At 59.1% G+C, this 17,646-nt stretch carries 12 protein-coding genes; 3 read left to right on the top strand and 9 right to left on the bottom strand.

What is annotated here, in order from left to right:
* Positions 1-14 precede the first annotated feature (14 nt).
* The 4 genes from V8J63_RS22165 to rpsU form a co-directional block, all read right to left on the bottom strand.
* On the bottom strand, positions 15-3,761 hold the full coding sequence (locus V8J63_RS22165; RefSeq protein ID WP_130927155.1) for a bifunctional diguanylate cyclase/phosphodiesterase: 3,747 nt from the start codon (positions 3,759-3,761) through the stop codon (positions 15-17).
* Positions 3,762-3,887: 126 nt separating this feature from the next.
* On the bottom strand, positions 3,888-5,735 hold the full coding sequence (rpoD, locus tag V8J63_RS22160; RefSeq protein ID WP_024014550.1) for an RNA polymerase sigma factor RpoD: 1,848 nt from the start codon (positions 5,733-5,735) through the stop codon (positions 3,888-3,890).
* Positions 5,736-5,802: 67 nt separating this feature from the next.
* Entirely contained in the window at positions 5,803-7,767 is a 1,965-nt protein-coding gene (gene dnaG, locus V8J63_RS22155; protein WP_016772882.1) for a DNA primase, read from the bottom strand.
* Positions 7,768-8,253: 486 nt separating this feature from the next.
* A complete protein-coding gene (gene rpsU, locus V8J63_RS22150) occupies positions 8,254-8,469 on the bottom strand; it encodes a 30S ribosomal protein S21 (protein WP_002551877.1) in 216 nt (71 codons plus the stop codon).
* Between the two features lie 199 nt (positions 8,470-8,668).
* Here rpsU and tsaD point away from each other — a divergent pair, with 199 nt between their 5' ends.
* On the top strand, positions 8,669-9,694 hold the full coding sequence (gene tsaD, locus V8J63_RS22145) for a tRNA (adenosine(37)-N6)-threonylcarbamoyltransferase complex transferase subunit TsaD (protein ID WP_016772883.1): 1,026 nt from the start codon (positions 8,669-8,671) through the stop codon (positions 9,692-9,694).
* A gap of 23 nt (positions 9,695-9,717) precedes the next feature.
* Here tsaD and plsY read toward each other — a convergent pair whose 3' ends face one another.
* On the bottom strand, positions 9,718-10,287 hold the full coding sequence (gene plsY / locus V8J63_RS22140; protein WP_125925519.1) for a glycerol-3-phosphate 1-O-acyltransferase PlsY: 570 nt from the start codon (positions 10,285-10,287) through the stop codon (positions 9,718-9,720).
* A gap of 74 nt (positions 10,288-10,361) precedes the next feature.
* Here plsY and folB point away from each other — a divergent pair, with 74 nt between their 5' ends.
* Together folB and folK are read left to right on the top strand one after the other, a co-directional pair.
* Positions 10,362-10,718 carry a dihydroneopterin aldolase gene (gene folB / locus V8J63_RS22135; protein ID WP_016772885.1) on the top strand — a complete coding sequence of 119 codons (357 nt, stop codon included), beginning with the start codon at positions 10,362-10,364 and terminating at the stop codon, positions 10,716-10,718.
* Entirely contained in the window at positions 10,709-11,227 is a 519-nt protein-coding gene (folK, locus tag V8J63_RS22130; protein ID WP_130902121.1) for a 2-amino-4-hydroxy-6-hydroxymethyldihydropteridine diphosphokinase, read from the top strand. Before folB ends, folK begins: the two co-directional genes overlap by 10 nt.
* Before the next feature lie 86 nt (positions 11,228-11,313).
* On the opposite strand, the gene V8J63_RS22125 is transcribed toward folK, so the two are convergent.
* From V8J63_RS22125 to V8J63_RS22110, 4 genes are all read right to left on the bottom strand, one after another.
* Positions 11,314-12,543: a multifunctional CCA addition/repair protein gene (locus tag V8J63_RS22125; RefSeq protein ID WP_130927154.1), complete on the bottom strand. Its 1,230-nt coding sequence runs from the start codon at positions 12,541-12,543 to the stop codon at positions 11,314-11,316.
* Between the two features lie 63 nt (positions 12,544-12,606).
* The gene (locus tag V8J63_RS22120; protein ID WP_024014545.1) at positions 12,607-14,169 is read right to left on the bottom strand and encodes a SpoVR family protein; all 1,563 of its coding nucleotides are present in this window, start codon (positions 14,167-14,169) and stop codon (positions 12,607-12,609) included.
* A complete protein-coding gene (locus V8J63_RS22115) occupies positions 14,166-15,437 on the bottom strand; it encodes a YeaH/YhbH family protein (RefSeq protein ID WP_130887899.1) in 1,272 nt (423 codons plus the stop codon). The genes V8J63_RS22120 and V8J63_RS22115 overlap by 4 nt, the downstream gene beginning before the upstream one ends.
* A gap of 119 nt (positions 15,438-15,556) precedes the next feature.
* Complete coding sequence (locus tag V8J63_RS22110; protein ID WP_016772892.1) at positions 15,557-17,479, bottom strand: PrkA family serine protein kinase; 1,923 nt, start codon at positions 17,477-17,479, stop codon at positions 15,557-15,559.
* Between the last annotated feature and the right edge of the window lie 167 nt (positions 17,480-17,646).

Below are 17,646 nucleotides of genomic sequence, written 5' to 3'. Positions count from 1 at the left end.
CAGTAGGCCGCGGATTATAGCGACGGTTTCGCGGCTGTGCTATCCGAAAAATCCGATACGGTTACATGCAGAAACGTCGCGGCGAATTCCTCCGGGGGCAGCGGCAGGCTGACGATGTAGCCCTGTATCTGTTCGCACCCTTCAGCAGCGAGGAATTGTTGTTGCGCCTGGGTTTCCACGCCTTCGGCAATCACGGTGAATTGCATGCTGCGCCCCAGAGCGATGATGGCGCGCACAATGGCTGCGTCGTGGGGGTCGTCAGGCAGTCCGCGGACGAAGGATTGATCAATCTTGAGGATGTCCAGCGGCAGGCGTTTGAGGTAGCTGAGCGAGGAGTAGCCGGTGCCGAAGTCGTCGATCGCCAGTTGCACACCGAGGTGTTTGAGTTGGTGCAGCACCGCCAGCGCCTCTTCTGCCTGACTCATGATGAAATTCTCGGTAATTTCCAGTTGCAGTAAATCCGGCCTGAGGTGGTTGTCCTTGAGCAGTTGTTCGATGCGCACCAAGAGGTTGGGCTGACGCAATTGCGCACCGGCGAGGTTTACCGAAAGCGGCCCCAACGGTTGGTAGATCTCGTTCCACTCGAACATCTGCCGGCAAGCGGTCTCCAGCACCCAGTCACCGATCTGCAGGATCATGCCGTTTTCTTCCGCCAACGGAATGAAATGCTCGGGCGGCACGTCGCCGAAGGTCGGGTGGCGCCAGCGAATCAGCGCCTCTGCACCGACCAGACTGTGATCGACCAGGCTGATTTTCGGTTGGTAATAGAGAGACAGCTCATCGCGCTCGATGGCGCGGCGCAGTTCGTGTTCCAGCGCTATGCGCTCGCTGGCCTGGGCGGTGAGGTCGCGGGTGTAGCTTTCGACGCGGTTGCGTCCTTTGGCTTTGGAGCGGTACATCGCCGCGTCGGCGTTTTTCACCAGCGTGGCCACATCGCAACCGTCGCGGGGATAGAGGCTGGTGCCGATGCTGGCGCTGATAAAGAACTCGTGTTCGCCGGCCTGGAACGGCGCGCCGAAGCAGTTGAGCAGTTTCGCCGCGATGTTGTCGGCGTCGCTGGCTTGCTGCAAGCCTGGCAACAGGATGATGAATTCGTCACCGCCCAATCGCGCGACCGTGTCGATATCGCGCAGTTGTTCTTTCAAGCGCACGGCGATGCCCTTGAGCAACAGGTCGCCGACCGGGTGGCCGAGGCTGTCGTTGATGTGTTTGAAGCGGTCGAGATCGAGAAACAGCACCGCGCCCTGGCCACCATTTTCCTGCTGGCTGGTCAGGGCCATTTGCAGGCGACTCTCGAACAAGGTGCGGTTGGGCAAACCGGTGAGCGGGTCGTGGTGGGCCTGATAATCGAGTTTGGCCTGGGCATGCTTGAGGCTGGAAATATCGGCGAACACCGCGACGAAGTGAGTGATGAACTTGTCGCGATTGCGCACCGCGCTGATCGTCAGCCAGCTCGGGTACAGCTCGCCGTTCTTGCGCCGGTTGGAAATCTCGCCTTGCCAGTGTCCCTCGTCGGTCAATTGATGCCACATCGCGGCGTAGAAAGCGCTGTCATGCAGCCCTGACGCCAGCAAGCGTGGCGTGTGGCCCAGCGCTTCACTTTCGCTGTAACCGGTGATTTCGGTGAAAGCACGATTAACGGCGCTGATGTGTTGTTGAGTATCGGTGATCAATACGCCCTCGGCGGTGCTCTCGAAAACGGTCGCGGCCTGCTGCAGTTTTTCCTGCATGAGATGGCGTTCGGTGATGTCGCGGGCGATGGTCAGCATGCAATCCTCGTCGCCAATCGGCAGCGGTCGACTGGACACTTCGCACAGGCGAATCTGCCCGTCGCTGCGACGGATGTGGCATGTGAAGTCGCGGACGAAACCGTCGCGTTGCAGCAGGTCGAGCATCTGTTTGCGTTCGTTGAGGTTGACCCATATACCCAGATCCAGCGTCGAACGATCCACCGACATGGCGCTGTTGAAACCGGTGATGCGGCTGAAGCCTTCGTTGACCTCCAACAGCAGGCCGTCGCTCTGACGCGACAGCAACAGACCGTCGGGCGACGCATGGAAAGCCTTGGCGAATTTCTCTTCAGAGGTTTGCAGTTGCTGTTGGGTTTCCTTGAGCTGGCTGATGTCGCGCACCACGACTACCAGCGCCGGCGTGGTATCGAGGTCGAAGGGTTCGGCGGAAATCAGCCCGGTGAAGACTTGGCCGTTGTTGCGGCGAAAGGGCATTTCCAGATTACGGATACTGCCGGCCTGCAAACGCTGCAAGAGGCCCGGCCCGACGCCGGGGATGCCCCAGATATTGAGGTTGGTGGCGGTCTGGCCGATCACGTCCTCGGCCCTGAGGCCGATCTGCTCCTCGAAGGCCTCGTTGACCTCCAGCAGGCAGCCGTCGGACAGGCGTGCAATCACCAGAATGTCCGGGCATTGCTCGAACACCGAAGCGAACTTCTGCTCGGACAGCCGCAGCGCTTCTTCGGTGCGTTTGATTTCGCTGATATCGATCATCAACCCGCGCATCACCGGTTCGTGGCCATGCTCGATCAGGCTGACAATGTCGCGCACCCACAGGCAGCGGCCGTCGGCGGTGATCACGCGATAGTCGACGATGTGATCGCGGCCCTGGCGCAGCGCTTCCCTGCAATAGTTCTGCGTGCGGGTCAGGTCGGCCGGGTGAATGATGTTGTGCCAGAAACCCGGAATCAGCCAGTGAGACTGTGGATACCCGAGCAGGTCTTCAGCATGGGGCGAAACATAGCTGTAGGTGAAGTCGCTCATCCGCGCTTCCCAGGCGATGGCCGACAAGCTCTCTACCAGGCCACGGTAGTGATATTCACTACTGCGCAATTCCTGTTCGAGGTCGATGCGCCGGCTGATTTCCGAACTCAGGCGGCGGTTGATGCGAATCACCACGGCGAGGATCGTCATCAGCAGCAACAGACCGGGCAGACCGTACATCAGCAGGTCCGACCAGAACGTGCGGTGGTCGAGCACATTGCCGACCCAATGTTCCTGGATGCTACTGATTTCCGCCGGCGTCATGTCGGCGAGGACTTTATCAAGTATCCCGACCAGCACCTTGTTGTCGCGGGGCACGGCCATCGCCAATTGATAGCGATATGGGGTTTCGCCGCTGACGTAGAGGCCGTCGAGCTTGAGCTGGCGCAGGCTCCACACGCTGGAAGCGAGATCGCCGACCACCGCGTCCACTTCATCGGTCGCCAAAGCTTGCAGCGCCGAGCTGACATTGGGCATGGCGACCAGATTCAGATCGGGGTGGTGAGTGCGCAGCAGTTCGTGGGGGGCGTAGTTTTCCACCACGGCGATTTTCAGACCGTACAGGTCGTCGAGTTTGCGCGGCTGGGCGCCGCCGACATGGGCAAGGATGACGATCGGGAAGTCGAGGTACGGCCGGGTAAATGCCAGGTAATTCTGGCGCTCCGGCGTGGACATGATCCCTGGCAGCAAATCGATCTTGCCTTTTTTCACCTGCTCCAGCACCACCGTCCAGCTTGCCGGTTCGATCGGCGTCAGCTTGATCGCCAGACGTTGGCGAATCACGTCGATATAGTCAGCGGCCAGACCCTGATAGCGGTTCTGATCGTCACGAAATTCGAAAGGCGGCCACGACGCGTCGACACCCAGGCGCAAGTCAGGGTGAGCCGCCAGCCAGCTGCGTTCTTCATCGGTCAGAGTCAGCGCGTCAGCCGTGGCGGTGCAGATCATCAATGACAGCAGAAAAAGCACGGGCGCCAGTCTGGGCATAACGCTCTCGTCACGGCTTGGGGATGATTGTTTCGAGTGTAGACGGGGTACGCGGCGGGGAGGGCGGAGCTGGGAATTTAATCTGCCATAAAACAAAACCCCCGGCCTGGGCCGGGGGTTCTGGTATCACTCGTCGAGGAAGGAGCGCAGATGCTCGCTTCGCGTCGGATGGCGCAGCTTGCGCAGCGCCTTGGCTTCGATCTGACGGATCCGCTCACGCGTTACGTCAAACTGTTTGCCAACTTCTTCGAGCGTATGGTCGGTGTTCATGTCGATACCGAAACGCATGCGCAGTACCTTGGCTTCACGGGCAGTGAGGCCGGACAGCACTTCGCGAGTCGCTTCCTTCAGACTTTCCACCGTGGCGACATCGATTGGCGACTGCATGGTCGAGTCTTCGATGAAGTCGCCCAGATGGGAGTCTTCGTCATCACCGATCGGGGTTTCCATGGAGATCGGCTCTTTAGCGATCTTCAGTACCTTGCGGATCTTGTCCTCAGGCATTTCCATGCGTTCGCCCAGCTCTTCCGGAGTCGGTTCGCGACCCATTTCCTGCAACATCTGCCGGGAAATACGGTTGAGCTTGTTGATCGTCTCGATCATGTGCACCGGAATACGGATGGTGCGCGCCTGGTCGGCGATCGAGCGAGTGATCGCCTGACGGATCCACCAGGTGGCATAAGTCGAGAACTTGTAACCGCGACGGTATTCGAACTTGTCCACCGCCTTCATCAGGCCGATGTTGCCTTCCTGGATCAGATCGAGGAATTGCAGGCCGCGGTTGGTGTACTTCTTGGCGATCGAGATCACCAGACGCAGGTTGGCTTCAACCATCTCTTTCTTCGCGCGGCGGGCCTTGGCCTCACCGATCGACATGCGACGGTTGATGTCCTTGATTTCAGCAATGGTCAGGCCGGTCTCGGTTTCCAGTGCGATCAGCTTCTGCTGGCAACGGATGATGTCCGGCTGCACGCGACCGATGGCTTCGGCGTACTTGCTCTTGCCTTTGGCCAGGGCGTCGGACCAGCTTTCGTCGACTTCGTTACCCGGGAACTGACGCAGGAAATCGGCGCGTGGCATACGTGCATCACGTACGCACAACTGCATGATCGCGCGCTCTTGCTGACGCAGACGATCCAGGGCACTGCGCACACGCTCGACCAGGGCTTCGAATTGCTTCGGCACCAGTTTGATCGGCATGAACAGCTCGGCCAGGGCCAGCAACTCGGCAACCGCTGCCTTGTTGTGACGACCGTGCTTTTTCAGGGCCTTGCGGGTGATTTCCATCTGGTCGGCGACGGCGCCGAAGCGCTGCGCAGCGATGACCGGATCCGGACCGCTTTCGGCTTCTTCTTCGTCATCGGAAGATTCGGCATCATCGTCGTCGGTGTCGTCGTCGGCCTTGACGGCTTTCGGGTCAACCGGCGGCGGCACTTCTGCCGCAGGCGGCGCGATGCCGTCGTCCGGGTCGATATAACCGCTCAGGACGTCGGACAGGCGACCACCTTCGGTGGTGACGCGGGTGTACTCGGAGAGAATGTGGTCAACCGTGCCGGGGAAGTGCGCAATCGCGCTCATCACTTCACGAATGCCTTCTTCGATCCGCTTGGCGATTTCGATTTCGCCTTCACGGGTCAGAAGCTCGACCGTACCCATTTCACGCATGTACATGCGCACCGGGTCGGTGGTGCGACCGATATCGGTCTCCACCGCCGCCAACGCAGCGGCTGCTTCTTCCGCAGCGGCCTCGTCGGTATCGGCGTCGGCCAACATAAGGGCGTCCGCATCCGGAGCACTCTCGTGTACGGGGATCCCCATGTCGTTAATCATGCGGATGATGTCTTCCACCTGCTCCGGATCTGAAATATCCTCGGGCAGGTGGTCGTTGACCTCGGCGTAAGTCAGATACTTCTGCTCACGACCCAGTTTGATCAACTCAATAATACGAGACTGCTGTTGCGCTTTTCCGGACATAACACCCTATCCACTGAAGGTCTTGGCGGGCAAAAAACAAGCCGAGGATTATACCTGAGCTATGACCTCACGCGCCAGTTGAGGTCGGGTTTGATGCGGAAACATTGCGACTTAAAAGGTCGCGCAGTTGATTTTTCTCTTCGACGCTCAGTTCGCTTTGCCGCGCTTTCCTGAGTAACTGTTCGAGATTTCGCTCGCGTTGGCGGGCGGACAAGCTAGTAATGGTGTCGAAAAACTGTTGTTCAAGGTTATCTCCGTCAATCAGCCATTCCTTTTCTGCCAGCGCCTTGAGCAAGCGACCCTGTTCAGTACCGTGCCATCGCGCGATCAACTGAAATGAGTTTAGCTTGGGATTCTTCTGTACGGCTTCGAGCAGCGCCACAAGCAACTGGGCGTTGGTCTGATTTTCATCGGCAATGTGCCCGGCGTCTTCGACGCGCTTGGCCAGTTGCGGATGATGGAGCAATGTTCTCAATGCCGTCAGGGTTGGCGATTCAACGCCAATCGGCGTGCGCGGGCGCTGCTGTTCACGATCGCCACCACGCTTGCCGTTCTTGTCCCACGGTTTCTTGTCCCACTTCTTGCCGCCGGCGCCGGGTTTCTTCGGCGTCCATTCCTGCTGCGGCGCGTACATGTCCTGTGCCTGCGGCTGATGGTAGTCGCTGTAGTCCGGCATGGCGTCGTAATCGAAGCCCGGATCGTAGGCGGGCGGTGCTTCCTGCGGCGCACTCTGAACCAACTGGCTGACGGTCTCGCTGCTCAGGCCGGTAATCTCGGTCAGGCGCTGACGCATGAGGATGCGCAGGTTCGCTCCCGGCACCCTGTCGATCAATGGTGCAGCGAGGGTGGCCATGTGCGCCTTGCCCTCAAGCGAGCGCGGGTCGGATTCTTCGGTCAGTTGCTGGAAAAAATAATCGGCCAGCGGCTGCGCGTGCTGATTGATGCGCGCCTTGAATGCGTCGGTGCCTTCGGCGCGAACCAGGGTGTCCGGGTCTTCGCCTTCGGGCAAAAACAGGAACCGCGCGCGACGACCGTCCTGCAGGCACGGCAGGGTCGCTTCCAGTGCGCGCCACGCGGCGTTGCGGCCGGCCTGGTCGCCGTCGAAGCAGAACAATACGTTCGGCACGACGCGGAACAGGCGCTTGAGGTGTTCTTCGCTGGTCGCGGTACCCAGCGTGGCGACGGCATTGCGCAAGCCTTGCTGAGCTAAGGCGATGACGTCCATGTAACCCTCGACAACGATGATTTCATCGAGGTTGCGATTGTTCTTGCGTGCTTCATAAAGGCCGTAGAGTTCCTGGCCTTTATGGAATACCGGGGTTTCCGGTGAGTTCAGGTACTTGGGCTTGTCGTCGCCCAGTACGCGGCCGCCGAAGGCGATGATCCGTCCACGGGTGTCGCGGATCGGGAACATCACGCGATCGCGGAAGCGATCGTAGCGCTTACCGGTTTCGGCGTTCTCGATCAGCAGGCCGGCTTCGATCATGGCCTTCTGTTGCAGGGTGTCGCTGCTGAGATGCTTGAGCAGGTTGTCCCAGCCTGGCGGCGCAAAGCCGAGGCCGAAATCCCGAGCGATCTCGCCGGTCAGGCCGCGGCCCTTGAGGTAATCCACCGCAGCCTTGCGCGACGGATGGCTCTTGAGTGCCTGCCGGTAAAAATCAGCGGCGGCGGTGAGCAGTGGATACAGCGGCGAATCGGTCGGCTGACGCGGCTTACGCTCGCGGCCGCTTTCTTCGCGGGGGATTTCCATGCCGGCGGCTTTGGCCAGATCTTCGACAGCCTGGGGGAAATCCAGATTGTCGTGATCCATGAGAAAGCCGAGGGCGTTGCCCCCGGCGCCGCAACCGAAGCAGTAATAGAACTGTTTGTCGGGGCTGACGCTGAATGACGGGGTTTTCTCTTTATGGAACGGGCAGCAGGCGGTGTAGTTCTTGCCGGCCTTCTTCAATTGCACGCGCGAGCTGACCACGTCGACGATGTCGGTGCGGTTCAGCAGGTCGTCAATGAAGCTCTGGGGAATCAGCCCGGCCATGGCGTTCTCGTCGTCTGCGCTGCAATAAATCCGTTGCGACAGGCCGTCGGACGCGGGCCATTGCTGAAAACGCACAAAAAGTGCGGCTCGACCGGTGTCGTCTGCGTGATCGCTGTCGGGAAGTGTATCTGCCGAAAATCCACTGACGTTAGTACCTATCAGTCTTCGACTATGTGAAAGTGTTGCGCTGAATCCGCTGACGGCCGATTGTCGACCTCGGATAGCTCAATAAAGCGGGCACGCATGCAGGTGCCTTGGGCTGATCGTCGTAAGAGGAATCAGTGGGTGTGCTCGTCAGTAGCCTTGAAAGGCTCGTCAGAAAAGACGTGCACCGCTGGCAAAAGAGCCAGGCCTGACGCGGTGAAGCAGATTTGTCTCGGTCGCATCGGCGGCGTCGACGGTGAAGCATCAAGCGTTTTACGCAAATGCCATTAGCCCGGCTGAGGGCCGGGCTTAGGCAAGAAGCTTGCTACGAACGTCTGTGGATTAGTACAGACGAACGGCGCGGCGCTGTTCGCGCTGAACTTTCTTGGCGTGACGCTTAACAGCGGCTGCTGCTTTGCGCTTACGCTCAGAAGTTGGCTTCTCGTAAAATTCGCGGCTACGAACTTCAGCCAGTACACCGGCTTTTTCGCAGGAGCGCTTGAAACGACGCAGAGCTACGTCGAAGGGTTCGTTCTCTTTTACTTTGACGGCTGGCATCCAGAGCTACCTTCATTCATTACCGGGGTCAACATCCTCGCGGCAAAAGAGCACTTGAAGACGTCGGTTTTTAAGGGTTGCGGATGTTAACCCCTCATCGCTCGGAATGCAAAGCCTCTGATCGAAAACCGCTGGTCGGGGCATCAAGTGGCGACTATTATGCGCGCCTTCGAATTCAGCCTAAACAAGGCGCAAACCCATGCTAGTACTGGGATTAGAAACCTCCTGCGACGAAACCGGCGTCGCATTGTATGACAGTGAACGCGGTCTGCTGGCCGATGCGCTGTTCAGTCAGATCGACCTGCACCGCGTCTATGGCGGTGTGGTGCCGGAGCTGGCCTCGCGTGACCACGTCAAACGCATGCTGCCCTTGATCCGTCAGGTGTTGGCCGAGGCCGACTGCGTGCCGACCGAGATCGACGCAATCGCCTACACCGCAGGTCCTGGCCTGGTCGGCGCGCTGCTGGTCGGTGCGTCCTGCGCGCAGGCGCTGGCGTTTGCCTGGGGCATTCCGGCGCTTGGCGTGCACCATATGGAAGGCCACTTGCTGGCACCGATGCTGGAGCCGAAACCGCCGCAATTCCCGTTCGTCGCTTTGTTGGTTTCCGGTGGTCATACACAGCTGGTTCAGGTCGATGGCATTGGCCAGTACAGCCTGCTCGGCGAGACGCTCGACGATGCGGCCGGTGAAGCCTTCGACAAAACCGCAAAGATGATGGGCCTCAATTACCCCGGCGGGCCGGAAATCGCCAAGCTGGCCGAGAAGGGCGTCGCAGGACGTTTCACTTTTCCGCGTCCGATGTGTGATCGCCCAGGTCTGGACTTCAGCTTCAGCGGCTTGAAAACCTTCGCCCTCAACACCTGGCAGCAATGCGTCAGCGCCGGGGACGACGGCGAGCAAGCCCGGTGCGACATCGCGCTGGCATTCCAGCAGGCCGTGGTGGAGACTTTGACCATCAAGTGCAAGCGCGCCCTGAAACAGGCAGGCATGAAGCGGCTGGTGATTGCCGGCGGCGTCAGCGCCAACAAGGCGTTGCGGGTTTCGCTGGAAAAGATGCTCGGCGATATGAAGGGCGATGTGTTCTATGCGCGCCCGGAGTTCTGCACCGACAATGGCGCGATGATCGCGTTTGCCGGTTGCCAGCGCCTGAAGGCTGGTCAGCAGGAAAGTCTGGCAATCACCGTGCAGGCACGCTGGCCAATGGAGCAGTTGTCGGCGCTGTAATGAGCGACGCTCATGAACGGCAGTCAGAAATGCCGTTCGCGCCCGGCAAACAGGTCGCGTAGATTGCCGCGATGGCGCCAGACAATCAGCAAGGTCAGCGCGCTCATTGGCAGCAAGGCTTCCGGCTCCTGCCAGGCCAGCAATGGCAGGGTCAGTGGCGTGGCAATCAGCGCCGCCAGCGAGCTGGTGCGGGTCAGGTAGAACGTCAGCAGCCAGGCGCACACCGCCAGCAGCGCGGCGGGTGGATACAGGCCGAGCAGCATGCCGGCGGCAGTGGCAACGCCTTTGCCGCCGCGAAAGCGAAAGTACAAAGGGAACAGGTGACCGATCACGGCGCACACGCCAATCCAGGCCTGATCCTGCAGTGAGAGGCCCGCGCTCGAGCCGATCAGCACCGGCAGCAGGCCTTTGCACAGATCACCGAGCAGGGTCAGGATCGCCAGTTTGCGACCGGCCAGGCGCAGCATGTTGGTGGCGCCGGCATTACCCGAGCCACTCATTCGCGGATCCGGATTTCCGGTCAGGCGGCTGAGCAAAATGGCGAAGGACAGCGAGCCGAGCAGGTAGGCGAGAATCGCCAGTAACCAAAACATGCTAACTATTCCGGGCGAGGACGCCCTGATTCTAACGGCGCATTGCGCCCTTGTCGTGCAGCGGAGAGAAGTGCTTGGACAGAGTGTTTATCGAGGGCCTGGAAGTCGACACCGTGATCGGTGCCTACGACTGGGAGCGCGGCATCCGTCAGTGCCTGCGTCTTGATCTGAGCTTCGCCTGGGACAATCGCCCGGCTGCCGCCGGTGACGACCTGACTCTGGCGCTCGATTACGCCAGTGTTTCCACGCGCATTCAGGCCTTTGCCGAGCAGGCGCAGTTCCAACTGGTCGAAACCTTTGCCGAGCGTCTGGTTGAAGTGCTCATGGCCGAATTCAAGATCACCTGGGTGCGACTGAAACTGACCAAACCGGGCGCGGTGCCGGCGGCCAAGGGCGGTGTGGGTGTGGAGATCGAGCGCGGATGTCGCTGACTCAGGTCTATCTCGGGCTCGGTAGCAATATCGAGCGCGAAACCCATTTGCGCGCCGGTCTCGATGCGCTGGCCACGTTCCTGGTGGATATCCGTTGTTCGGCGGTGTTCGAGAGCCAGCCGGTGGGCATCAAGAGCGGGCCGTTCTTCAATTTCGTGGTCTCGGCCTACACCGATCTGCCGTTGATGGAGCTTGATCGCCGCTTGAAATTCATCGAGGCGGATAACGGTCGCTATGCCCCGGATCGCAAGGGCTTGCCGCTGGATATCGACGTGCTGCTGTATGGCGATCTGGTGGGTAATTTTGATGGATTGATGCTGCCGCGTGCGGAAATCCTGAAAAACGCATTTGTGCTGTGGCCGTTGTCGTTGATTGCGCCGGATCGGGTGCATCCGGGGGTGGGCAAGAGCTTTGCGACGTTGTGGGCTGAGGCGCAAATTGATCAGGTGTTGGCGCCGGTGGAGTTCGAGTGGCGGGGGGAGCAATTAACCCCTCCAGATTTGCGTTGATCTGACTTACGTTTTCGCGAGCAGGCTCGCTCCCACATGGGATCGAGGTCTCCTGTGGGAGCGAGCCTGGGCGCGAAGTTTTTTCATCAGGCTGTCGCCGCCTCTTTGTAGGCTTTCAACGCCTTCAGTCGTTCCCGCTTCAGCGCTTCGCCCAGTTCAGGCCCCTTGAATCCCTGCTCCAGCAACGGCTGCACGGCCACTTCTCGTGCAGCTTTCGCCGCTCCGCGCAAATAATCCGCCTGTGGATAACTGCGCTGCTCCAGGCCCTTGCGGCCACGGGCATCCATCTCGCACGCGGCGATAAACTCTTCGAATCGCTGCGGCCGGCGATAAATATCGAAACTCTGCAGCAACTCCAGCAGCGTCGAGGCTTTCAGCTCCAGCGCCCGGTGCCCATGGGTGTGGTATTGCCCGACCAGCAGCGCCAGTTCCTGACAGTCTTTGGGGGCTTTGAAGCGCTCGTTGACCGCTTTGATCAGCTTCAGCCCGGTGTGCTCATGGGCGATATGCCTGGGCCATTCTTCTTCCGGCGTCAGGCCTTTGCCCAAGTCGTGCAGCAGGCAGGCCCAGCGCACTGTCAGTGGTTGTTTGTGCAGGGATGATTGCTCCAGCACGCTCAGGGTGTGCAGGCCCGTGTCGATTTCCGGGTGATGGGTCTCTGGCTGCGGCACGCCGAACAAGGCGTCGACTTCCGGCATTAGCTCTTTGAGTGCGCCACAGTCGCGCAAGACCTGGATGAACACCTGTGGACGGTCTTCCATCAGTGCGCGGGAAATCTCTTTCCAACTGCGCTCAGCGGTCAGCGCCTGCAATTCGCCGGACTCACTGAGCTGGCGCATCAAACCCATGGTCTCGTCGGCGACCGTGAAGCCCAGTCCTGCGTAACGCGCAGCAAAACGGGCAACGCGCAGCACTCGCAACGGATCTTCGGCGAACGCCGGGGAAACATGGCGAAGGATTCGTGCTTCGAGGTCGCGTTGACCATGATACGGATCGGTCAGGTTGAGCTGATCGTCCTCGGCCATGGCATTGATCGTCAGGTCGCGTCGAATCAGGTCTTCTTCGAGCGTGACTTCGGGACTCGCGTAGAAAGTGAAACCGCCGTAACCGCGACCGCTTTTGCGCTCCGTGCGGGCGAGAGCATATTCCTCACCGGTTTTCGGGTGCAGAAACACCGGGAAATCCGCGCCAACCGCGCGAAACCCCTGGGCGAGCATTTCTTCAGTGGTCGCGCCGACCACGACCCGGTCGACATCAGTGACCGGCAACCCTAAAAGGCGATCACGTACCGCGCCGCCAACCTTGTAAACCTGCATAAAAAACCTCCGTCAGTCCGACAGGATAACCCTTGCGTCAGACTTTCGGAGGCCAGAACCGGATCAAAGATGAATCACGGCCAGATCGAGCCGGCCGTAATCGCCCTCGCTGTGTTCACTGCGCGGCGGCACGTGATGGGTTTTCATGATCTGGTCGCCTTGCAGGGTTTCCAGATGAATGTCGAAGCCCCAGAGCCGGTGCAGGTGCTTGAGCACTTCCTCGGTGGAGTCGCCCAATGGTTTGCGATCGTGTTGCTGATGGCGCAGGGTCAGCGAGCGATCGCCGCGCCGATCAATGCTGTAGATCTGCACGTTCGGCTCACGATTGCCGAGGTTGTACTGCGCGGCAAGGGTTTCACGGATGATCCGGTAGCCGCCCTCGTCATGGATGGCCGGCACCAGCAGGTCGTCTTTCTGGTCGTCATCGAGAATGCTGAACAGCTTCAGATCGCGGATCACCTTGGGGGACAGGTACTGCAGGATGAAGCTCTCGTCCTTGAAACTGCTCATGGCGAACTTGATGGTCGACAGCCAGTCGGAACCGGCGATGTCCGGGAACCAGCGGCGATCCTCTTCGGTAGGCTCTTCGCACATGCGCCGAATGTCGCGGTACATGGCGAAACCCAACGCATAGGGGTTGATGCCGCTGTAGTACGGACTGTCGAAACCCGGTTGGAACACCACGCTGGTGTGCGAGGTGAGGAATTCCATCATGAAGCCGTCGGTGACCAGGCCTTCGTCATACAGATCATTCATCAGCGTGTAATGCCAGAACGTTGCCCAGCCTTCGTTCATGACTTGGGTCTGGCGCTGTGGATAGAAATACTGGGCGATCTTGCGCACGATGCGCACGATTTCGCGTTGCCAGGGTTCCAGCAGTGGCGCGTGTTTCTCGATGAAATAGAGGATGTTTTCCTGCGGTTCGGCCGGGAAGCGGGCGTTGTCCTTGTCGCTGTATTTGTCCGCGCCTTTGGGAATGGTGCGCCACAGATCATTGATCTGCTTCTGCATGTGCTCTTCCCGATCCTTTTGCCGCCGGCGCTCTTCTTCGGCGGAGATCGGATATGGACGCTTGTAGCGGTCGACACCGTAGTTCATCAGCGCGTGGCAGGAGTCGAGCAGGTCTTCCACGGCATCGATGCCGTGGCGCTCTTCGCACTGCATGATGTACTGCTTGGCGAACACCAGGTAATCAATGATCGAACTGGCATCGGTCCAGGTGCGGAACAGGTAGTTGCCCTTGAAGAAGCTGTTGTGGCCATAGCAGGCATGGGCCACCACCAGCGCCTGCATGCAGATGGTGTTTTCTTCCATCAGATAGGCGATGCACGGGTCGGAGTTGATCACGATCTCGTAGGCCAGGCCCATCTGCCCGCGACTGTAGGATTTCTCTGTGCTGAGGAAGTGTTTGCCGTAGGACCAGTGGTGATAGCCCAGCGGCATGCCCACCGAGGCATAGGCGTCCATCATCTGCTCGGCGGTGATCACTTCGATCTGGTTGGGATAGGTGTCCAGTGCATAACGGGCCGCGATCCGGGCGATTTCACGGTCGTAGGTCTGGATCAGCTCGAATGTCCATTCTGAGCCGGTGGAAATCGGTTGGCGTTTCTGCTCTTTGGCGGTCATGTCACTAACCTGCGCTGGAAGAGTTCACGGAAGACCGGATAGATATCTCCGGCCGAGACCAGTTGCTGCTGGGCAAACGTGTCAGAGAAGGCTTCGGCGATGCGTTCGTATTCGTACCACAGCGCCTGATGTTCGCGCGGGGTGATCTCCACATAAGTGTAGTACTGCACAAACGGCATGATCTGGTTGATCAGGATGTCGCGGCAGATCGGCGAATCGTCGTTCCAGTTGTCGCCGTCGGAGGCCTGAGCGGCGTAGATGTTCCACTCATTGCTCGGATAGCGCTCGGCCATGATTTCCTGCATCAGCTTCAGGGCGCTGGAAACAATGGTGCCGCCGGTCTCACGAGAATAGAAAAACTCCTCTTCGTCCACTTCCCGGGCGCTGGTGTGGTGACGGATGAACACCACGTCGATCTTGTCGTAGTTACGCTTGAGGAAAAGGTACAGCAGGATGAAGAAGCGCTTGGCGATGTCCTTGGTCGCCTGCGTCATCGAACCGGAAACGTCCATCAGGCAAAACATCACTGCTTTGGAACTGGGATTGGGTTGCTTGACCAACAGGTTGTATTTCAAGTCGAAGGTATCTAGGAACGGCACGCGGTGAATGCGTGCGCTGAGTTTCTCGATTTCAGCCTCGAGTTCCTGGATATCGCCGAAGTTGTCCGGTTCTTCGCGCTTGAGCCGTGCCAGCTCCTCCTTGGCTTCGCGCAATTTCGCGCGGCTGCTGCCAGACAGGGCAATACGACGCGCATGCGCTGAGCGCAGGGTGCGGATGATGTTGATCCGCGACGGATTGCCCTCGTTGCTGATCCCGGCGCGTACGGTTTTGAACGTGTCGGTGCCGGTCAGGTTGCGTTTGACCAGATTCGGCAATTCAAGGTCTTCGAACATGAATTCGAGGAACTCTTCCTGCGTGATCTGGAAGACGAACTCGTCCATGCCTTCGCCGGAATTCCCCGCCTTGCCCGGACCGCGTCCACCGCCGCCTCCCGGTGGACGAGCGATATGTTCACCGGACGTGAACTCTTTGTTACCGGGATGCACCACGGTCTGCTTGCCGCCGCGTCCGTGATGAAGCACCGGTTCGTCAATGTCGCGACCGGGAATGCTGATCTGTTCACCGTGCTCCATATCGGTAATGGAGCGGCGACTGACTGCCTCTTCGACAGCCTTCTTGATGTGGTCACGGTAACGCCGCAGAAAACGCTGGCGGTTTACCGTGCTCTTGTTCTTGCCATTGAGGCGTCGGTCGATCACATAGCTCATAAGGCCCCTCCGGGGAGCTTCAAGTTTTGAGCTGCAAGCTGCAAGTAAAAGCGAATGCCCGTGTTTTCGGGTTCACGCGCTTTGTTCTTGCAGCTTGTGGCTTATAGCTTGCAGCTGCCTCACTGCGACTTGCGGACCCGCAGGTACCATTCGGACAGCAGGCGTACCTGTTTATCGGTGTAGCCACGTTCAACCATTCGCGTAACGAAGTCGTTGTGTTTCTGCTGATCCTCCTTGCTGGCCTTGGCGTTGAAGCTGATGACGGGCAGCAGGTCTTCGGTGTTGGAGAACATTTTCTTCTCGATGACCACCCGCAGTTTTTCGTAGCTGAGCCAGGTCGGGTTCTTGCCGTTGTTGTTGGCCCGGGCGCGCAGGACGAAGTTGACGATTTCGTTGCGGAAATCCTTCGGATTGCTGATCCCGGCCGGTTTCTCGATTTTCTCCAGTTCTTCGTTCAGCGCCACGCGGTTGAGAATCTCGCCGGTTTCCGGGTCGCGATACTCCTGATCCTGAATCCAGAAGTCCGCATACAGCACGTAGCGGTCGAAGATGTTCTGACCGTATTCGCTGTAGGACTCCAGATAAGCGGTCTGGATTTCCTTGCCGATGAACTCGATGTAGCGCGGCGCCAGGTATTCCTTCAGATAGCGCAGGTAGCGTTCGCGGGTTTCGGCCTGGAACTGTTCCTGTTCGATCTGCTGCTCCAGCACATAGAGCAGGTGCACTGGGTTGGCGGCGATTTCATGCGGATCGAAGTTGAACACCTTGGAGAGGATCTTGAAGGCGAAGCGGGTCGACAGACCGTTCATGCCTTCGTCGACACCGGCCGAATCGCGATACTCCTGAATCGACTTGGCCTTCGGATCGGTGTCCTTGAGGTTTTCACCGTCGTAGACGCGCATCTTCGAGTAGATGTTGGAGTTTTCCGGCTCCTTGAGGCGTGACAGCACGGTGAATTGCGCAAGCATTTTCAAGGTGTCCGGTGCGCAGTGCGCCTTGGACAAGGAACTGTTGAACAGGAGTTTGTCGTAGATCTTCACTTCATCGCTGACGCGCAGGCAGTACGGCACTTTGACGATGTAGATCCGGTCGATGAACGCCTCGTTGTTCTTGTTGTTGCGGAAGGTGTGCCACTCCGACTCGTTGGAGTGAGCCAGCAGGATGCCGGTGAAGGGAATCGCGCCGAGGCCTTCGGTACTGTTGTAGTTGCCCTCCTGAGTAGCGGTCAGCAATGGGTGCAGCACCTTGATCGGCGCCTTGAACATTTCGACGAATTCCATCAAGCCCTGGTTGGCTCGGCACAGCGCACCGGAGTAGCTGTAGGCGTCAGCGTCGTTCTGCGGGAATTCTTCGAGTTTGCGGATATCGACCTTGCCGACCAGCGCCGAGATGTCCTGGTTGTTCTCGTCACCGGGTTCGGTCTTGGCCACGGCAATCTGATTGAGGATCGACGGGTACAGCTTGACCACGCGGAACTGGCTGATGTCGCCGCCGAATTCGGCCAGGCGCTTGGTCGCCCAGGGCGACATGATGGTGTTCAGATAGCGTCGTGGGATACCGAAGTCTTCCTCGAGGATCGCGCCATCTTCAGTGGCGTTGAACAGACCCAGAGGTGATTCGAAGACCGGCGAGCCCTTGATGGCGTAGAAAGGCACTTTCTCCATCAGCTGTTTCAGCTTCTCGGCCAGGGACGATTTACCGCCACCGACGGGGCCGAGCAGATAAAGAATCTGTTTCTTCTCTTCCAGGCCTTGGGCGGCGTGGCGGAAATACGAGACGATCTGGTCGATGCATTCTTCCATCCCGTGGAAGTCTTCAAAGGCCGGATAGCGGCGGATCACCTTGTTGGAGAAGATGCGCGACAGCCTCGAATTGGTCGAAGTGTCGAGCAGTTCCGGTTCGCCGATCGCCATCAATAGACGCTCGGCGGCGGAAACGTAGGCGCTGCGATCGTTTTTGCACAGCTCCAGGTACTCCTGCAGAGAGAGTTCTTCCTGGCGTGTGGATTCGAAGCGTTGTTGGAAGTGGCTAAAGATACTCATGACGTCACCTCGCTCGATACGTGGAGCCGACGCCGGATCACTCAGTCGATGCTGGCAGCAGTCGCTGTGGCAGCTGCTGTTTACCCCCCAGAATTCTCCCACGGTCGACAAACCGCGAAAGCTACTCCCGATGATCCGCGCGCCGGTGTACCGGCTCTCCCCTGATT

Origin of the sequence: Pseudomonas sp. CCNWLW23 (assembly GCF_037095675.1) — a bacterium.
GTDB classification, from domain to species: domain Bacteria; phylum Pseudomonadota; class Gammaproteobacteria; order Pseudomonadales; family Pseudomonadaceae; genus Aquipseudomonas; species Aquipseudomonas atacamensis.
The sequence above is the reverse complement of the archived record's forward strand: the minus strand, read 5'-3'. Positions and strand labels throughout refer to the sequence as shown.